Source organism: Amycolatopsis sp. cg13, assembly GCF_041346965.1.
Classification (GTDB): domain Bacteria; phylum Actinomycetota; class Actinomycetes; order Mycobacteriales; family Pseudonocardiaceae; genus Amycolatopsis.
Genome location: NZ_CP166848.1, coordinates 7,194,513 through 7,211,932, shown reverse-complemented (window position 1 = coordinate 7,211,932; position 17,420 = coordinate 7,194,513). Strand labels below are relative to the sequence as shown.

14 protein-coding genes are annotated in these 17,420 nt (G+C 69.3%); 9 read left to right on the top strand and 5 right to left on the bottom strand.

The window, feature by feature from the left end; all coding sequences use genetic code 11:
- Positions 1-359: 359 nt before the first annotated feature.
- The gene (locus AB5I40_RS33895) at positions 360-1,337 is read right to left on the bottom strand and encodes a GlxA family transcriptional regulator (RefSeq protein ID WP_370934261.1); all 978 of its coding nucleotides are present in this window, start codon (positions 1,335-1,337) and stop codon (positions 360-362) included.
- A 101-nt stretch (positions 1,338-1,438) separates the two neighbouring features.
- Here AB5I40_RS33895 and AB5I40_RS33890 point away from each other — a divergent pair, with 101 nt between their 5' ends.
- Positions 1,439-2,029, top strand: coding sequence for a cysteine hydrolase family protein (locus AB5I40_RS33890; protein WP_370934260.1), 591 nt, complete (start codon positions 1,439-1,441; stop codon positions 2,027-2,029).
- 447 nt (positions 2,030-2,476) lie between these two features.
- Here AB5I40_RS33890 and ychF read toward each other — a convergent pair whose 3' ends face one another.
- A complete protein-coding gene (gene ychF / locus AB5I40_RS33885) occupies positions 2,477-3,559 on the bottom strand; it encodes a redox-regulated ATPase YchF (RefSeq protein WP_370934259.1) in 1,083 nt (360 codons plus the stop codon).
- 114 nt (positions 3,560-3,673) lie between these two features.
- Between ychF and AB5I40_RS33880 the strand changes: the two genes are divergently transcribed.
- Both AB5I40_RS33880 and AB5I40_RS33875 read left to right on the top strand, forming a co-directional pair.
- Complete coding sequence (locus AB5I40_RS33880; protein WP_370934258.1) at positions 3,674-5,083, top strand: DNA-3-methyladenine glycosylase 2 family protein; 1,410 nt, start codon at positions 3,674-3,676, stop codon at positions 5,081-5,083.
- 13 nt (positions 5,084-5,096) lie between these two features.
- Positions 5,097-5,600 (top strand): methylated-DNA--[protein]-cysteine S-methyltransferase, encoded by a 504-nt coding sequence (locus AB5I40_RS33875; protein ID WP_370934257.1) that lies wholly within the window; start codon positions 5,097-5,099, stop codon positions 5,598-5,600.
- A 521-nt stretch (positions 5,601-6,121) separates the two neighbouring features.
- Here AB5I40_RS33875 and AB5I40_RS33870 read toward each other — a convergent pair.
- Both AB5I40_RS33870 and AB5I40_RS33865 read right to left on the bottom strand, forming a co-directional pair.
- Positions 6,122-9,085 carry an AAA family ATPase gene (locus AB5I40_RS33870; protein WP_370934256.1) on the bottom strand — a complete coding sequence of 988 codons (2,964 nt, stop codon included), beginning with the start codon at positions 9,083-9,085 and terminating at the stop codon, positions 6,122-6,124.
- A complete protein-coding gene (locus tag AB5I40_RS33865) occupies positions 9,082-10,236 on the bottom strand; it encodes an exonuclease SbcCD subunit D (RefSeq protein ID WP_370934255.1) in 1,155 nt (384 codons plus the stop codon). Before AB5I40_RS33865 ends, AB5I40_RS33870 begins: the two co-directional genes overlap by 4 nt.
- A gap of 229 nt (positions 10,237-10,465) precedes the next feature.
- On the opposite strand from AB5I40_RS33865, the gene rmuC reads away from it, so the two are divergent.
- Positions 10,466-11,380, top strand: a complete 915-nt coding sequence (rmuC, locus tag AB5I40_RS33860) for a DNA recombination protein RmuC (protein ID WP_344286210.1) — start codon at positions 10,466-10,468, stop codon at positions 11,378-11,380.
- A gap of 935 nt (positions 11,381-12,315) precedes the next feature.
- Positions 12,316-13,206, top strand: a complete 891-nt coding sequence (locus AB5I40_RS33855) for a DUF6542 domain-containing protein (RefSeq protein ID WP_370934254.1) — start codon at positions 12,316-12,318, stop codon at positions 13,204-13,206.
- A gap of 393 nt (positions 13,207-13,599) precedes the next feature.
- Here AB5I40_RS33855 and AB5I40_RS33850 read toward each other — a convergent pair whose 3' ends face one another.
- Positions 13,600-14,610, bottom strand: coding sequence for a 4-hydroxy-3-methylbut-2-enyl diphosphate reductase (locus AB5I40_RS33850; RefSeq protein ID WP_354740122.1), 1,011 nt, complete (start codon positions 14,608-14,610; stop codon positions 13,600-13,602).
- A 150-nt stretch (positions 14,611-14,760) separates the two neighbouring features.
- Here AB5I40_RS33850 and AB5I40_RS33845 point away from each other — a divergent pair, with 150 nt between their 5' ends.
- From AB5I40_RS33845 to AB5I40_RS33830, 4 genes are read left to right on the top strand one after another with little or no spacing between them, the layout of a single operon-like run.
- Complete coding sequence (locus AB5I40_RS33845) at positions 14,761-15,411, top strand: lipid droplet-associated protein (protein ID WP_370934253.1); 651 nt, start codon at positions 14,761-14,763, stop codon at positions 15,409-15,411.
- A complete protein-coding gene (gene xseA / locus AB5I40_RS33840; RefSeq protein ID WP_370934252.1) occupies positions 15,408-16,673 on the top strand; it encodes an exodeoxyribonuclease VII large subunit in 1,266 nt (421 codons plus the stop codon). The genes AB5I40_RS33845 and xseA overlap by 4 nt, the downstream gene beginning before the upstream one ends.
- Complete coding sequence (locus AB5I40_RS33835) at positions 16,673-17,128, top strand: hypothetical protein (protein WP_370940671.1); 456 nt, start codon at positions 16,673-16,675, stop codon at positions 17,126-17,128. Before xseA ends, AB5I40_RS33835 begins: the two co-directional genes overlap by 1 nt.
- On the top strand, positions 17,125-17,349 hold the full coding sequence (locus AB5I40_RS33830; RefSeq protein ID WP_020664931.1) for an exodeoxyribonuclease VII small subunit: 225 nt from the start codon (positions 17,125-17,127) through the stop codon (positions 17,347-17,349). Before AB5I40_RS33835 ends, AB5I40_RS33830 begins: the two co-directional genes overlap by 4 nt.
- Positions 17,350-17,420 lie beyond the last annotated feature (71 nt).

Genomic DNA, 17,420 nt, shown 5'->3' with positions numbered 1-17,420 from the left:
CGCTCGACGCGCACGCTCACGTCGTTGCTGCCCTTTGCTTTGCGCCATGCCCAGCCCGCCTCCATCTCGCCTGTCGCCAATACGGACCGCTGGGTCGGATTAGCGACATCGTCCCTCGTCCAGATCGACTCTAGGTGGCTGTTTGCGGTTGTACTGCACGATCACTCGGACGCAGCAGGCTGATTAACCCAGCTGCGCCCAATCATCGAACAGAGGTGAATAAGAGTGCTTGCCGGGCCAGGAGAGCGGCTAAGTTCGATCGGCCTTGTCAGCGAACGACAGCCGTCCGCCTGACTGGGCTAATGACTCGAAAACTAACTTATCGCGCATCCGAATAGCAAAATCGGCAGCAACCGCGGCTAACCGATCCGAAACCTCTCCCGATACTCGCTGGGCGTCGTCTTCAAAGTCCGCCGAAAAGACCGGTTCAGTGTCGACACAGTGCCGAATCCGCAAGCTCCGGCGATCCTCGACAACGTCTCATCGCTCGTCTCCAGCCGATGTCGCGCCGCCTCCACCCGTGCGTGCTCGACATAAGCGGCGGGCGTCATCCCCAACTCGGCCTTGAACACCCGCGTGATCTGCCGATCCGTCACATGCGCATGCGCGGCAAGATCGGCAACCGTCAACGGATCCGCCAAATGCGCGGCAATATACTGCCGCAATTCGTCAACCCGCCGCGTAGCGGACGCGGGCTCCAACGACACGCTGAACTGACTCTGGCCACCCGGCCGCCGCAGAAACATCACGAGCTGGCGCGCCACCCGGGAAGCCAGCTCCGGCCCGAAGTCGTCGGCCACCAACGCCAACGCGAGGTCGAGGCAGGCACTCAGCCCGGCCCCGGTCCACACCGCGCCGTCGCGGATGAAGATCGGATCGGCGTCGACAGTCACCTCGGGATGCTCCTCGGCCAACTGCCGGGCCGTCGACCAGTGCGTAGTAGCGCGTTTGCCGTCGAGAAGTCCGGCCGCCGCAAGGATGTGCGCCCCAACGCAGACGGACGCCACCCGGCGCGCACGCCCGGCCAGCAAGCGAACCTCCTCGACTACCGCCGGGTCACACCTCGCGACGATCTCGCCGTTCTCCCCGAACACGACCGCGCCCGGCACGACCAGGGTGTCGATCGCCTTCCCGGCCAGCTCCGCGAAGGTCATGTCCGGCAGCACACGCACCCCGGCAGAGGTCATCACCGGCTCGAGCGCCTCCGCCGCGAGCACCACCCGGTACCCCGTCGGACGGTTCATTTCCCGCTGCAGCAGGGAAAACACCTCTGCGGGCCCAGTCACGTCGAGCAGGTCGATCCGATCGAACAGGACGACGACCATCAGTCGCTTCATCGCACACCCATGTCGGTTTCTGCGCTTTGCATGTCATTGCCGACATCCCCTGCCGAAGTCTAGCGTCGGCTGCACGAAACCGAACGAGAGGAAATCCGAACATGCCGAGGACGACGCTGCGGGAACTGAACGGGTTGAACCAAACCCCGGCGACACTGGCCGACTCGACACTGATCCTGGTCGACTACCAGAACACCTACACCCGCGGCGTGATGGAACTGGAAGGCTGGCGGCCTGCGCTGACCGCCGCGAAGAACCTGCTCGCCGAGGCCCGCGCCGCCGGAGCGAAGGTAATCCACGTCATCAACGACGGCGGCGAGGACACCCCCTACGACGTCCGAGCCGAGATCGGCAGCATCCATCCGGACGTCGCGCCAATCGAGGGCGAGCCGGTCGTCGTCAAGGGCGCGCCGAACTCCTTCGTGAACACCGACCTGGGTTCGCAGGTTGACGCAGCCGGGCACCAGAACGTGGTGATCGCGGGTTTCATGACCAACATGTGCGTCACGTTCACCACCGAAGGCGCCTTCCTGCGCGGCAACCACCCGACCGTCGTCGCCGACGCCTGCGCCACCCGGCCGTTGCCGACTCCGGTCGGGGAAGTCAGCGCTGCGCAACTGCACAACAGCTCGCTAGCGACCATCGGGGATCTTTACGGCGTGGTCGTTCCCAGCGTGTCCGGGTTGAGCTGAGTCGCTGGCCTCGGCACGATTTATGTCCTGCCGAGGCTCGTTCGCCAAAGTCGATGAACCCCGCGGCGGCCTCGCGCACAGTCCCGTGGGTTCCAGAAGTACCGTAACCGACTCATAGCCCTAGAGGTATTCGTCGATTACGTCTTCGAGTTCGCCTTCGACCCGCCGGCGCTGGACAAGCTCGGTCGCGTCCTCCCCATCGGGTATCTAGTCGAGCGCCGCCGAGCGGAGGCCTTGCTCGCTCGCCACGGGCGCTCCCGCAGGCTCAGCTTTCATCGACGCACTTCGCTCAGTCGCTCGAGGCGCTTGGCCGATGCAACGCCGGCGAGCCGACGCCGGCCAACATTCCATCGAAGGCATTCAGGGGTTCGTGCAAGCCGGGCCAGATCAGCCAGACGCACTACGGGTCGGAAGCATCACTGGCTTCCGACCCGGCTGCGCCTTCGATCAGACGTTGAAGCGGAACTCCACGACGTCGCCGTCCGCCATCACGTAGTCCTTGCCTTCCATGCGGACCTTGCCCGCCGAGCGCGCGGCCGCCATCGAGCCCGCCTCGACGAGGTCCGCGAAGGACACGATCTCCGCCTTGATGAAGCCGCGTTCGAAGTCCGTGTGGATGACACCAGCGGCCTGCGGGGCGGTCGCGCCCTGCGGGATCGTCCAAGCGCGGGATTCCTTCGGGCCTGCCGTGAGGTAGGTCTGCAGGCCGAGCGTGTGGAAACCGGCGCGGGCCAGCGCGTTCAGGCCCGGCTCCAGCTGGCCGACGGACTCCAGCAGCTCGCGCACGGACTCCTCGTCGTCCAGCTCCAGCAGTTCGGCTTCAACCTTCGCGTCGAGGAACACCGCGTCCGCCGGGGCGACGAGCTTCGTCAGCTCCTCGCGGCGCGCCTCGTCGGTGAGCACAGCTTCGTCGGCGTTGAAGACGTACAGGAACGGCTTCGTGGTGAGCAGGCTCAGCTCGCGCAGCGCCTCGCCGTCGATGTCCTTCTGCGCTTGGAACAGCGTGCGCCCGGAGTCGAGGATCTCCTTGGCCTTCTGGGCGTTTTCGAGCGCCGGCCGCGCTTCCTTCTTGGTGCGCGCCTCTTTCTCCAGCCTCGGCAGCGCCTTTTCGAGCGTCTGCAGGTCGGCGAGGATCAGCTCGGTGTTGATCGTCTCGATGTCGGACATCGGGTCGATCCGGCCGTCGACGTGCACCACGTCCGGGTCGTCGAACACGCGGATGACCTGGCAGATCGCGTTGGCCTCGCGGATGTTCGCGAGGAACTTGTTGCCGAGCCCCGCGCCCTCGGACGCGCCCTTCACGATGCCCGCGATGTCCACAAAGGACACCACGGCGGGCACGGTCTTCTCCGACGAGAAGATCTCGGCCAGCTGGTCCAGCCGCGGGTCCGGCAGCGGCACGACGCCGACGTTGGGCTCGATCGTGGCGAACGGGTAGTTCGCGGCGAGCACGTCGTTGCGCGTCAGCGCGTTGAACAGGGTGGACTTGCCGACGTTGGGCAGGCCGACGATACCGAGGGTGAGACTCACGGCCATGAAGTCTACGTGCTGGGCGGAGACCCCCGCCGACCCGGTGAGCGCGGCCGCAACGTCGTGTCGGTTTTCCGCCAGTCAGGGCTCTCACCTGCTGGCATCATCGAAGGCATGGCTACCTCGACCATCCCGATCTGGCGCGACACCGAGCGCTGCTACCGCGCGGTGACCGCCCGCGACCAGCGGTTCGATGGCCAGTTCATCATGGCGGTGCGCACCACGGGCATCTACTGCCGTCCGTCCTGCCCGGCGCTCACGCCGAAGGCGCAGAACGTCCGCTTCTACCCGACGTCGGCAGCCGCGCAGGCCGGTGGTTTCCGTGCGTGCCGCCGCTGCCTCCCGGACGCAGTCCCGGGTTCGCCGGATTGGAACGTGCGCGCCGACCTGGCCGCCCGCGCGATGCGGTTGATCTCGGACGGCCTGGTCGAGCGCGAGGGCGTGCCCGGGTTGGCCCGTCAGCTCGGCTACTCGGAACGCCAACTCGGCCGAGTGTTGACGGCTGAACTCGGCGCAGGCCCGATCCGCCTCGCCCGAGCACACCGCGCCCACTCGGCACGGTTGCTGATCGAGATGTCGCAGCTGCCGCTCACCGACGTCGCGTTCGCGGCCGGGTTCTCCAGCATCCGGCAGTTCAACGAAACGATCCGCGAAGTGTTCGCGACAACGCCGTCTCAGCTCCGAGCAGCCTCGCTTCGCCGCGGGAACCGCAACGAACCCAGCGGCGCGACGCGGCTCAGCCTTCGCCTGCCGTTCCGCGCCCCGTTCGACGCGGCGGGCGTGCTGAACTACCACGCTTCACGGGCGTTGCCAGGCATCGAAGCCGTCTCGGACGACGGCTACGGCCGCACCTTGCGCCTGCCACACGGCCCGGCGTCGGTGTGGGTCAGCCCGCGCGCCGGCTACGTGCAGTGCGACCTGGCGCTCTCGGACCTCCGCGACCTGAGCAGCGCCGTCAGCCGAGTGCGGCGGCTGTTGGACCTGGATGCAGACCCAGAAGCCGTCACCCGCGTGCTGTCCGCCGACGAGGCCTTGGCCCCGCTGGTCGCAGCTACCCCGGGCATCCGCGTGCCAGGCGCCGTCGACGGTCCGGAGGTCCTGCTCCGCGCCCTGCTCGGCGACGACGTGGCCGACGTCGTCCGGCTTGGCGAGCCAGTCCCGCCCGCCGACCCGCCCATGGACACCCTGACGACCCTCTTCCCGACCCCGTCCGCCATCGCCGCAGCCGACGTGAAACCGCTGGTCAAACAGGTCGCCGCGGCGATCGTCGCCGGTGACCTGGACCTCCACGTAGGCCGCGACGCCGACGAACTGCGCACCGAAATGCTCACGGCCGGCGTCGATCCCGCCACCGCCGATTACGTCGTGATGCGTCTGCTGGGCGCTCCCGACGTCCTGTTGACCGCTGATCCAGCCGTCCGCCGCAGCGCGGCCGAGCTGGGCATCGACCTGACGACGTCCGCACGCGGCTGGCAGCCGTGGAGTTCGTACGCCAGCCGGTATCTCAGTTCCCGAACCGCTTGAGGAGACTTTTCCCGTGCACACCGCCTTCTGGTCCACTTTGGACACCAAGATCGGCCCGTTCACCGCAGTGGTGGCAGGCGACGGAGCCGTACTGGCCTCCGGCTGGACCGGCGACGTCGCCGAACTGACGCCGCTCATCTCGCCGTCCCTGGCCCCAACGACCCTGACCGAACGCCGCGACCTCGGCCCCGTGACGACCGCGATCCGCCGCTACCACGGCGGTGATGTCGACGCCGTCGCCGACATCGAGGTACGGCAGCGCTCAGGCCCGTTCCGCGAGCACGCGTGGGAGATGCTGCGCAAAGTCCCGGCAGGCAGCCCGGTGAGCTACGCGGAGTACGCCACCCTCTCGGGCAACCCGTCCGCAGTCCGCGCGGCAGCGACCGCTTGCGCCCGCAACGCAGCGGCCCTGTTCGTGCCTTGCCACCGGGTGGTGCGGACCGGCGGAGCGATCGGCAACTTCCGCTGGGGCGTGGACGCCAAGCGGTGGCTTCTGCACCACGAAGAGTCCGCCTGACAGCTCGGCTGAGTTGGCGGGTTGGCTGCGCGGGTTGGCCGGACGCAACCGGGTTGGCCCGTCTGAGCTAGGCCGGGCCAGACCGAGCCGAGCCGGGCTGAGCCAGGCCAAGCCAAGCCGGGCCGAGCCAGGCCAAGCCGAGCCGGGACAAGCCGGGCCAGACCGAGCCGAGCCGGGCTGAGCCAGACCGAGCCGAGCTGAGCCAGACCGAGCCGAGCCGGGCTGAGCCAGACCGAGCCGAGCTGAGCCAGGCCGGGGTAGCCGCGTGACGGCTGCTCCGGCGCCGCCAACAATGGTCGGCCCGCCACCGCAGCGGCCAGCCCCAGCGACGCACTTACCCGCACCGGCTGGCCGCAGCTCGCCACGAGTCGACATGCCGCCTCGCAACCATCCCGCCGCATCCACCGCTGCCAGGCTCCACCCCACGGTCCACGTCGGTCTTCTGCGCCCTGCCAGCCCAACGCCTCGCCCGCTTCAGGTCAAGGCCTCCGGCAGCGACTCGGCCGTCGCTCTGGGCTTCATCAAGCCATCTGCAGCTCCACTCTCGAGCCGGTGCGGGACTTCCGCACTCGCAGCCGCGTGGGGATGCGCTGGCGGAGTTCCTCGACGTGCGACACCAGGCCCACCACGCGGCCGCCGGCGCGGAGTTCGTCGAGGATGTTCATCACCACGTCCAGCGTTTCGGCGTCCAGGGTGCCGAAACCCTCGTCCACGAAGAGGGTGTCGAGCAGCGCACCACCGGTTTCGCCTGCCACCACGTCGGCGAGGCCCAACGCCAGCGAGAGCGACGCGAGGAAAGACTCGCCGCCCGACAGCGTTTTCGCTGGGCGCACCGCGCCGGAGTAGTCGTCCAGCACGTCGAGGCCGAGGCCGCCCCTCGTGCCGCGGGCACCGGCTGCGTCCGAGTGCACGAAGGAGTAGCGCCCCTGGCTCATAGTCCGCAGTCGCGCGGTCGCCGCGAGCGCGACCTCTTCCAGCCGGGCAGCAAGGACATACGAACGCAACGACATCTTCCGCGCGTTCTGCCCTCGACCGTTGACCACTTCGGACAGCGCCCGAAGTTCGGCCTGTTCCTCTTCCAGCGGCCGCAGCTCCGACAGCGCCGTGCCGAGCCGTCCGGCCAGCTTCACCAGTTCGCGGTGTTGTGCCGAAACCGCTTGCTGCGCGGCAAAAGCGGTGTCCGCACGCGCCCGCGTTTCCTTCGCCCGCTCAGCCAGCGGCGCGACCTCGACCGCATCATCCGGCGAGATCCCGAACAGTTCCGGTTGCGCGAGCATCTCCCGCGCACCGGCGGCCATCGCGTCCGCCTCGGCGAGACCCTGTTCGAGCTTCGTGACCTGCTCGTCACTGCGGACGGCGGCGCGCATTTCCTCAAGGGTAGAGAACCCCTTGGCATGCAATGAGATCTCGACCAGATCCCGCTGCTCCGCGAGCCGGGACTCCGCTCCGGACACCGCGGTGTGCGCCTCCGCCGCCAGGTCGAGCGCTCCGGCGAACGTGAGCAGGTGCTGTCGTCGGGCGGGGACGTCCGGGAATTCTCCCCTGCCCGCGATCAGCCGCTGTTCGCGCTCGGCCATCCGCTCGGCCAAGGCCCGGATCTCACTGTTCGCCTCGGTGACCGTCTGCTCGGCGAGGCGACGCTGTTCCGCGAGTTGCTCGGCTCCGCGCTCCAGCTCGGCGACCTTCCTGTTCAGCTGGTCTTTGCGCTGCGCCTTTCCGGAGAGCTCCGCGACGACCGTGCGGGCTTCGGCCAGCGCGGTCGCGATCTCCTCCGCGGTGCGTCCGTCCAACCGTTCCCGCAATGCGACGACTCGCGCCTTGGCCTCTTCCAACGCGGACACCACTCGCTGACGCAACGCCGACGCCTTCTGTTCGGCTTCTTCGGCAGCGCGTTCTTCGGCCGCGTCGACCAACGGCGCGTCATGGTTCGCTGGTGCCGGATGCTCGGCCGACCCGCACACCGGACACGCCGTTCCATCGGCCAGGCCAGCAGCCAACTCGGCTGCCATGCCGTCGAGACGCCGTTCGCGGAGGTCGAGCCGACGTTGCCGAGCCGCCTGATGCTCGTCGACCACCTCGCGCAGCTTCGCTTCGCCACGCTCGACCCTGGCTTCAGCAGGCGGCAACTCCTCGGCCGCACGGGTGAGCGCCGTCAGCTCGTCGACGCGGGATTTGGCACCGTCCAGCTTCGCCGCCGCTTCTCCGGCCACGGTCGCTTCGGTACGCGCAGCGGCGATGAGACCGGGCAGCTTGTCCAGCCGTTCCGCAAGCCCGGCAACCTGCTCGGCGGCTTTTTCCGCGACTTTCTGCCGCTCCGCACGGCGTTGCTCGTCGCTCTTCTGCTGGGTCGCCTCCGCGGCCAACTCGGCAAGAGCGCCCGCCTCCTCGCGAACGGAGCCCGCACGCTCGCGAAGGTCGGCGACAGCGAGCCCGACCGCATCGAAGCCGAGGTCGGCAAGGTCTCGGATCCGGTCTGCCACCAGCACTTGCGCATCACCGAGTTCGGCCGTGCGCCGGTCCATCAACTCGGCCTCGGGCACCACCGCGGCAGCGCGCCGAGCCGCAGCGATTTCTTCGATCCACTCAGCACGTTCAGTCGCCTGCTCGGCGATCTGCGTCAGCCGGGTGTGCGCGGTGCGGACACGGCGGATCTTGTCCGCGTCTTCTTCCGCTTCGCGAAGCGCGACCTCAGCGGTCTTCGCCGCCGAACGTGCTTGCGCGGCCTCAGTTTCCGCCGCCTCGGCCTGGGCGGCGACCTCGGTCAAGACAGCGTCGACCCACTCCGGCTGCCCCTCCTCCGGCGGTTCCTGCTGCGCTTCCTGCGCGTAGCGGGCGAGCAGCTCACGAACCTCCTGCTGCCGCTTTTCCAGCGCACGGCCGCGTTCCGCGCGAAGGTCCGCGAACCAGCGTTCGACGTCGGAGAACCGCTCAGTTCCGAAAAGCCGTTCCAGCAGCTTCTCGCGCTCCGTGGTGTCGCTGCGGAGGAACTTCGCGAATTCTCCTTGCGGCAGCAGCACAACCTGGAAGAACTGCGCCGCCGTCATGCCCAGCAACCGCTCGACGGTGCGCGCCACCTCGTCGATGCGGATGCTTCCGTCCGGAGGCAGCCCGGCAGGCGGTTCACCGACCCAGGTGAGCGAAACCCGGGCCTGCTGCGTGGTGAATCCGTCGCCGCGCTTCTTCGGCCGCTGGTACTCCGGACCGCGCACGATCCGCAGCCGCTGACCCTGCACGGTCAGCTCCAGCACGACCTCGGTCTGCCGATCGGGTTCGGCGAGATCGCACCGCAACCGCTTGACGTCGCCGCGCGCGCCTGGAACCACACCGAACAACGCGAACGCGATCGCGTCGAGCAGCGTGGTCTTGCCCGCGCCGGTGTCGCCGTGGAGAAGGAACAGGCCGTCGGCGCCGAGGGCGTCGAAGTCCACCACCTCTCGACCCGCGTAGGGGCCGAAGGCTTCCACCTCCAGCAGATGCAGTCTCACAGCTTCTCCACCGCCGTCCGGTTCGCTGCTTCGAGCGCCAGGTACACCAGCCGTTCCTCGCGTTCGGTCGGTGGAGCACCGCGACAGTCGTCGAGGAAACTGCGCGCGATCTCGATGTCACTGCGCCCGCGTACCGCCTCGGCGTACTTCAGTTCGGCACCGGCGGCCCCGCCGTCTGGCCGCCAATCCATGTGCACCGCATAGGGAAAGCGGTCCTGCAGCAACCGCATCGCATCGATCGGGCGGACTCGGTCAGTGACGGTGACCGAGAGGAAATGCTCGCGCCATTGCTCGTGTTCCGGGTCCTCCAGCAAAGCGGCGAGTTCGCCGGAGAGGGTCGCGAGCGGACGCGGCACCGGCAGCTCGTGCCGGCGGACCTCGGCCAGGCCGTTCGCGTCGAGATCCACGAACCACACCGATTTCCGTTGCCGCGCTTCGGAAAACGAGTACGCCAGCGGACTTCCGGAGTACCGGAGGTGTTCCGCGAGCGTCTGCGGGCCGTGCAAGTGGCCGAGCGCGACATAGTCCACGCCGTCGAACACCGAGCCGGGAACCTGCTCGACTCCGCCGACCGCGATGGTGCGTTCCGATTCGCTGGCCTCGCCGCCGGTGACGAAAGCGTGTGCCAGCACCACGGATCGCGTTCCCGGACGACTGGCCAGGTCGTGGCGCACCCGCCGCATCGCCTCGCCGAGCACGCCGGTGTGGCCGCGCGCCTCCGGCACGCCCAGCGCGTGCCGCGACGGCTCGGGTTCGAGATACGGAATGCCGTAGAACGCGACCGCGCCGTGTTCGTCATGCAGCACAACGGGTTCCGCTATGCCTTCGACGGTCGCGCGGACGTGCAGCCCGCCCGCCGCCGCGAATTCGGCGAACGCGCCGAGCCGCGCGGCCGAATCGTGGTTGCCCGGCGTGATCACAAGTTCCGCGCCGGCCCGCCGGATGCGGGTCATCGCGGCCGTGGCGACGCGGACAGCTTCGGCGGACGGCACCGCTCGGTCGTAGATGTCACCGGCCACCACCACGACGTCGACCGACTCGCGGTCGACGAGTTCGGCGATGCGCGTGAGGGCGGCCTCCTGTTCGGTAAGCAGATCGGCGCCGTGGAACGTGCGGCCGATGTGCCAATCAGAGGTATGGAGGACTCTCACGGCGACCACGTTAGGAGCAGACCCCGACGAAATCCCGTAGGCACGCCGTTGCCCCACTCGAACGTGTGTACGAAGCCGATCAGGTCCACTGGGGACACGCCCAGCACCGAATCTGCAAAGTCGCAGGTCAGCTACACAGCGCGACCATGGGTGCCGGTTTTTGTCGGTGGGGTCCGCCATGATGTCTCGCGTCCGGACACCCGACGGACCCGACGGAGAGGAGGACCGGGTGGAGACGGTGATCACCACCGCGGCCATCGTGCTCGCGCTGCTCCTGTGCGTCGCGGTCGTCGTGCTTTGGCGGCTGTACAACGACGGAATGCGCCGGGCCGACGCGGCCGCGCGGCTCGTGGCAGCAGAGCGCGCGAAAGGCGACCAGCAGCAACTCGCGCTGCGCCGGTACGAGGTGGCGTTCGCGTCGATCCACGGCCGCGGCGAACTCGGCGAACAGGTGCTCGTGGAAACCGCGCGCGCTCTCGGACTGCGGGAGGGACTGCACTTCACCCTGCAGACCGATCTGGGCGGCGGCGGAAGCGCGAAGCCCGACCTGGTGCTGAACGTCGGCGGCGGCCGAGCGGTACCAGTCGACGCGAAGGCGAGCATGGCCATCTGGGCGGAGGCGGTCGAGACCGACGACCCGGAAGAACGGCTCGACGCGTTGCGCGTCCACGTCCGGCAGCTGCGCTCCCGCGCGGCGGAGCTGGCGGGCAAGGGCTACCAGCGCTGGGCGGACGCGATCTACGGCACCGTCATGTTCGTCCCGTCCGACGCGGCCGTGGTCGCCGCCCTCGACACCGATCCCGAATTGCTGCGCTGGCTGATCGACCGTCGCGTATTCCTGTGCGGTCCCACGGGATTCGGGGTGCTCGCGTCGGCGGCGCTGTTCGCCGCCAGCGACCGGGCGCTCGTCGAGGACGTCGAGCAAGTGCGCGCGGGCGCCGCCGCCGCGCACCGGGCAGCGGGCAATGCGGTCGAAGCGCTGAATCTGTCCACAACGCACCTTCAGCGCTTTGTTTCGGCCCGTCGCCGGGAACTCGAGGCACTGGAGTCGTTCCGCGCGACGGTCGCGCCGCTCACCGACGCGTCGGGCAGTCCAGCACCCGTGCCGCAGCTTCGGAAGGGAGACGAGGTGGCAGCTGGTTGAGGTCGCGGCGCGATGGCCGCGGGCTCGACATTCGCGATCGGACGTTCGGCGGCATGCTCTCGCGCCGCGCGGCTGACAACGCGGCTGACAGCGTGGCTTGGCAGGCGCAAGCGTGGCGGCACGTTCCCGACGGCTCAACGCTCGGGAGACACCGTCTGGCAGCCCGCTCCTAGGCAGACACAGTCCGACTGCTCGACCTTAGGCAGAGGCGTTCCTGCCGAACGAGCTTGGGCAGCGCGATCCGGTGAGTGGCCTGGCGGAGTGAACCCGGCAAGGGAACCGCCCGGGCGTCCTGATCCCACTCGGCTCGAGCGCTGCCGTGAGCGGTGACGCATCGCGCAGGCGTCCAAGCCGAGCGCTGTCCCGGCGAGCGGGCAGTCTGCGGTCACTCGTCGGCGGCCGAGGCGATGGGCCAGTTCGCGTCGTCGTGGTCCGCCGCTGTCGACGGCTTGTGGCTCCCAGGCGGGTGCTGCGAGGCACGTCGGACGGACGGATACCGGAGTCCGGATTGCCCAGAACGAACGGCGAAGTCCAGGTTGGACGCTGCCGTCGCGACGAGCGAAAGGGCAGGGTTGCGACGTCGCGCGGGCAGGATCCGGAGGCTCAGGCGGTTCGCGGGAACGTCAATTCCCGGTCAAGTTCCAGAACGGCGAATGTTCCGGAACAGGACCGGCGGTGCCGCCGTTGCCGGGGTCGGCCGGTGGCATAGCCTGGGGCCAGCGCAGGGCCGGGAATCGGGCAGTCAGACCATACCGTCGGTATCACCGCTGGTCAGAGGTCTGGTCCACTGGTTCCCCGTCCGGCGGAGCGGGGCGGGCAGGCCGTACCGCGAGTACCGCTCGACCGAACGAAACGTCATGCGGTCGAGTGGCTGCTTCGTGCTGTCCTCGGCAGTGCCAACAAGATCGTGACAAGTACGGGCTACGGTGTGCCTCGTGACCGCGATACGCGATCGCCAGAGCGATCCCGATGCCGATGACGCCCCCGTGCCGTGGGACGAGCGTCTCGTCGTCGGCACGAGGCGCGGCCTGCCCTGGTGGGCGGCTGTGCTCGTGGGCTTCGGCTTGGCAGTGCTCGGCGCCATCATCGACGAGAAGTCCACCGGCAGCCTCGGTTTTGTTTTCAAGGCGGGCTACTTCCTCGGGGCCGTGATCGCGGTCGGCGCGGTGCAAAGACGCGGGCTGTTCGGTCCGATGGTGCAGCCGCCGCTGGTGCTCGCCGTCACCGTGCCGGGCGTGGTGCTGCTGACCGGCGGGGGTTCGGAGGCCAGCGACACCCTGTCGAAGCTCCTCAACATCGGGCAGCCGCTGATCAAGGGCTTCCCGACGATGGCGGTCACGACCGGCGTCACGTTGCTGTTCGGCTTCTTCCGGATCTACCGCGAACGCGACCCGGACGCGCCCGTCAAGATCAAGGACGGCAAGCTGCCGCGCACCCGGGACGAGGACGACGACAAAGCCGCGAACCGTCCGCGCTCGCGGCCGCCGGCCGGGCGCACCGGGCAGACGCCGCCTCCCGGCAACCGTCGCCGTCCGCCGCGGGATCTCGACGCTCCGCCGCCGCGACGTCCGCGTCCGCCGGCCGACCCGGGAGCCCGTCCCCGGCGCGAGCCGATGGACCCGAACGCTCCGCGCGGTGGCCGCAAGCCGCCGCCAGAGGGTCGTCGTCCCCGGCCGCCGGAAGGGGATCCGCGCCGTCGGGATCCCCGAGGCGACGCACCGCCGCCGCGTCGTCGGCCGCGCGGGGACGAACCGCCGCCCGGGCGTCCGCGTCCGCCTCGCCGGGAACCGCCACGCCGCCAGCGTCCTTGGGACGACGAGGGCTGAGCCAGCGCGGAATCCTCGCGCCAGGCACGGTCGCGGTCAGCGGCCGGACACAGGCAAACGACAAAGGCCGCCGATCCCTTAACCGGGATCGGCGGCCTTTTCGTTGTAGTGCAAGGAAATCCCTAGCCTGAGGTCGACAGCTGCGCGGGTCCTGACGGCTTCTCGCCGCAGCAGCCGGGCTTCCGCACAGCTTCTCGGCCAGAGCGACTGGGCTTCCGCACGGCCACACTCGGCACAGCGGCTGGACTTCCGCACGGCCCCGCTCGCGACTGGACTTCTCAGGGCCCTCGGCACAGCGGCCAGGCTTCCTCACCGCACCAAGCTCTCCGTCGAGGCAGACCCGACGAGAGACAAGTAGCGAGCCCAACGCGCGTCAGGATTCCGACTTACGCGTCAGGATTCCGACTTAACAGCCTTCCGAAGCTCCTTGGGCAACGCGAACGCGATCTTCTCGTTGGCCGTCGTCACCTCGTCGACCTGTCCGTACCCGCGCTCGGCCAGCCACTTCAGCAGGTCCATCACCAGCACGTCCGGCACCGAGGCCCCCGACGTGACGCCGACCGTCGCGACGCCCTCCAGCCACGACTCGTCGACCTCTGAGGCGAAGTCGATCAGGTGCGAAGCCGACGCTCCGGCCTTCAGCGCGACCTCCACCAGCCGCTTCGAGTTCGACGAGTTCTTCGAGCCGACGACCAGCACCAGGTCGCACTCGGGAGCCATCGCCTTGACCGCGACCTGGCGGTTGGTGGTGGCGTAGCAGATGTCGTCGCTGGGCGGGTCGGCCAAAGTCGGGAAGCGGTCGCGCAACTGGTCGACGCGTTCCATCGTCTCGTCCACCGACAGCGTGGTCTGAGACAGCCAGATCACCTTCGACGGATCGCGCACGTCGACCTTGTCGACGTCCTCGGGCTTGTCGACCAGCTGCACCTTGTCCGGCGCCTCACCAGCCGTGCCCTCGACCTCCTCGTGGCCCTCGTGGCCGATGAGGAGGATGTCGTAGTCGTCCTTGGCGAACCGGTTGACCTCTTTGTGCACCTTGGTGACCAGCGGGCAGGTCGCGTCGATGGTGCGCAGGTTGCGCTCTTCGGCCTCGGCGTGCACCGCGGGCGAGACGCCGTGCGCGGAGAACACCACGAGCGCGCCCTCGGGCACCTCAGAGGTCTCCTCGACGAAAATCACGCCTCGCTCGCGCAGGGTCTCGACGACGTGCCGGTTGTGCACGATTTCCTTGCGCACGTACACCGGCGGCCCGTACAGCTCGAGCGCCTTCTCGACGGCGACGACCGCGCGGTCAACGCCGGCGCAATACCCGCGCGGCTTCGCGAGCAGCACGCGTTTGGCGGCGCCGGACCGGGAGATCGTCGGGGTACCGGCGGGTTCGGTTCCGGGACTCGCAGAAGTCATGCCTCCAGGGTACGGGCAGTGCCGATCCGGGATCGAAGTCCTCGTTCGGATGATGGCGGCGGCCATTCAGGCTGTGCCGGGCGTCACGTCCGGCGCCCCTGGCCACCCGTTCGGTTGGGCAGACCGGCCCTGATACGGCACGCTGGACCCATGAAGCCACTCCCGCTCCCCCTCCGGGTCGCCGCGGGCCTCGCCGTCACCACCGCCGAGCGGGTTCGTGAGCTCCCGAAGCAGCTCACCGGCCTGCCGGTCACCGTCGTGAGCCAGGTACTGCAGCTGTCCATGCGCGTCCAGCAGCAGGTCACCGAGCTGGCCATCAAGGGCGACGACGCACTGTCGATGCTGCGCCCCGTCGAGGACACGCCCAGCTGGGCGACGTTCGACGAGGACGCCGTGCCCGAATTCACTCCGTCCCGGCCTACGCTCGTGCCGGTCGACGACCTGCCCGAGCCGCGCGACCTGCCCGAGCCACGCACCAACGGCCACCGCGCGCAGCCGCCGGACCTCGCCGCGGAAGGCATCGACGACCCGTGGGTCGAGGAGACCCGCGCGCTCGCCGAGGAGCATTCCGAAGGCGAGAACGACAGCTCCGGCCCGGCCGGCCTTGGCAATTACGACGAGCTGACGCTGCCGCAGCTGCGCGCCCGGCTGCGCCGGCTGACCGTGCCGCAGCTGGAAGAACTGCTGGAGTACGAGAAGGCCAACGCCGACCGCGCGTCGTTCGTCGGCATGCTCGCGCGGCGGATCGGCAACGCCCGCAAGGCCGAGGAACAGCCGGACGACCCCGCGGAAGGCCAGTGAGCAACGACCCCGCCACCAGCGCGGAGAACCCCTGGCCGGTCCGCACCGTCGCGCGCAAGATCGGCGACTGGGTCCACCGGCTCGGCGACGTCTGGGTCGAAGGCCAGGTCACGCAGATGAACGCGCGGCCCGGCACGCAGACCGCGTTCCTGACCCTGCGCGACCCGTCCGCGGACGTCTCGATGTCCGTCACCTGTCCGATGTGGCTGGTGCGCGAACTGCCGACGCCGCTGCGCGAAGGCGACCGGGTGGTCATCCACGCGAAGCCGTCGTTCTTCTTCGGCCGCGGCACGCTGAGCCTGCGCGCGGACCAGATCCGCGCGGTCGGCATCGGCGAACTGCTCGCGCGGATCGAGCGGCTGCGCAAGCTGCTGGCCGCCGAAGGCATGTTCGCCCGCGAGCGGAAGCGGCCGATTCCCTTTCTGCCCAAGGGAATCGGGCTGATCACCGGACGCGCGTCAGCGGCCGAGCGGGACGTGCTGGCGAACGCGCAGGCACGCTGGCCGCACGTGTTGTTCAAGGTGCTGAACACCGCCGTGCAGGGTACGCAGGCCGTGCCGCAGATCCTTCGCGCACTGTCTATTTTGGACAAGGACCCGGACGTCGACGTGATCGTCATCGCCCGCGGCGGCGGCAGCGTCGAGGATCTGCTGCCGTTCTCCGACGAAGCACTATGCCGGGCGGTCGCGGCCGCGGGCACGCCGATTGTCAGCGCCATCGGGCACGAGCCGGACACTCCCCTGCTCGACCACGTCGCCGACCTGCGCTGTTCCACCCCGACCGACGCGAGCAAGCGCATCGTGCCGGACGTCCGCGAGGAAACCGCGCGAGTGCGGCAGATGCGCGACCGCGGCCGGCGCGCGCTGCACGGCTGGGTCGACCGGGAGACGCGGCTGCTGACCCAGCTGCGCAGCCGTCCGTCGCTGGCCGATCCGCTGGGTCCGATCGAGCGCCGCCTCAGCGACGTCGAGATGCACCGCGAACGCGGCCGGCGCGCGATGCTCGGCCTGCTCGCCAAGGACCAGGCCGAGGTCGCGAACGCGCGGGGCAAACTGGCCGCGCTCGGCCCGGCGGCCACGATGGCGCGCGGATACGCCGTCGTCCAGTTCACTGATTCCGCAGGCAACCTCCACGTGCTCCGCTCCGTCTCCCAAATCGAGGACGGAGCGCAGCTGCGCGTACGGGTCGCCGACGGGGCGGTCCGCGCCGTGGCCGAATCCGTCGAGCCGACGACACCCGTACCGGAAGGAGACCGGCCGTGATGCACCGGGCCCCGGCGTTCCTCCCGCTCACGGTGGACGCCGCCGCCCGGCTCAACGCCGGTCTCCTGCTGCGGCAGGCCCTGGTCACCGACCGCGCCGCCGACGAATGCTGGACGGCCCTGCTCGCCGGCTGCGGCACCGCGGCTCGACGCGGGCTGGCCCCGCAGCTGAGGCGGTTGTCCGAGGCGACGTCGGAGCACGTCGGCGTCCGGTGGTGGTTCGCCGAAGGAACCGGGCACCGGCGACGAGTGGCGAGCGCGCAGGAGAACCTCGAGGACGCCATCGCGGACGGTGACGGGCAGGAGTTCGCGCTGGCTTTCGTCGGGTACGACCACGCGATGGCGAGCGCGGTGGTCGCTTGCCCGCAACGGGCCCGATCGAGCGTCCCCGGGACCCCGGCCGGACGCGGTAGTGTGCGCCAACAGCCCCGTGCACCACAAGGTCGGAGAACGTGAGCGAAGCAGACACCGCCGGACTCGGTTACGAGCAGGCCCGCGATCAGCTTGTCGAGGTCGTGAAGGAGCTGGAGGCCGGCGGGCTTTCCCTGGAGCAGTCGCTTGAGCTCTGGGAGAAGGGCGAGCAGCTCGCCAAGGTGTGCGAACGGCATCTGGAAGGCGCCCGCGAGCGGATCGAGGCCGCGCTGGCCTCGGTGGAGACCGACGACGACACAGAGTGACGTGCACCATGCGTGGCTGAATCGGTCAGGTGGTCTACGGATCTGACAGACTGGGCACCCGCTGACGAACC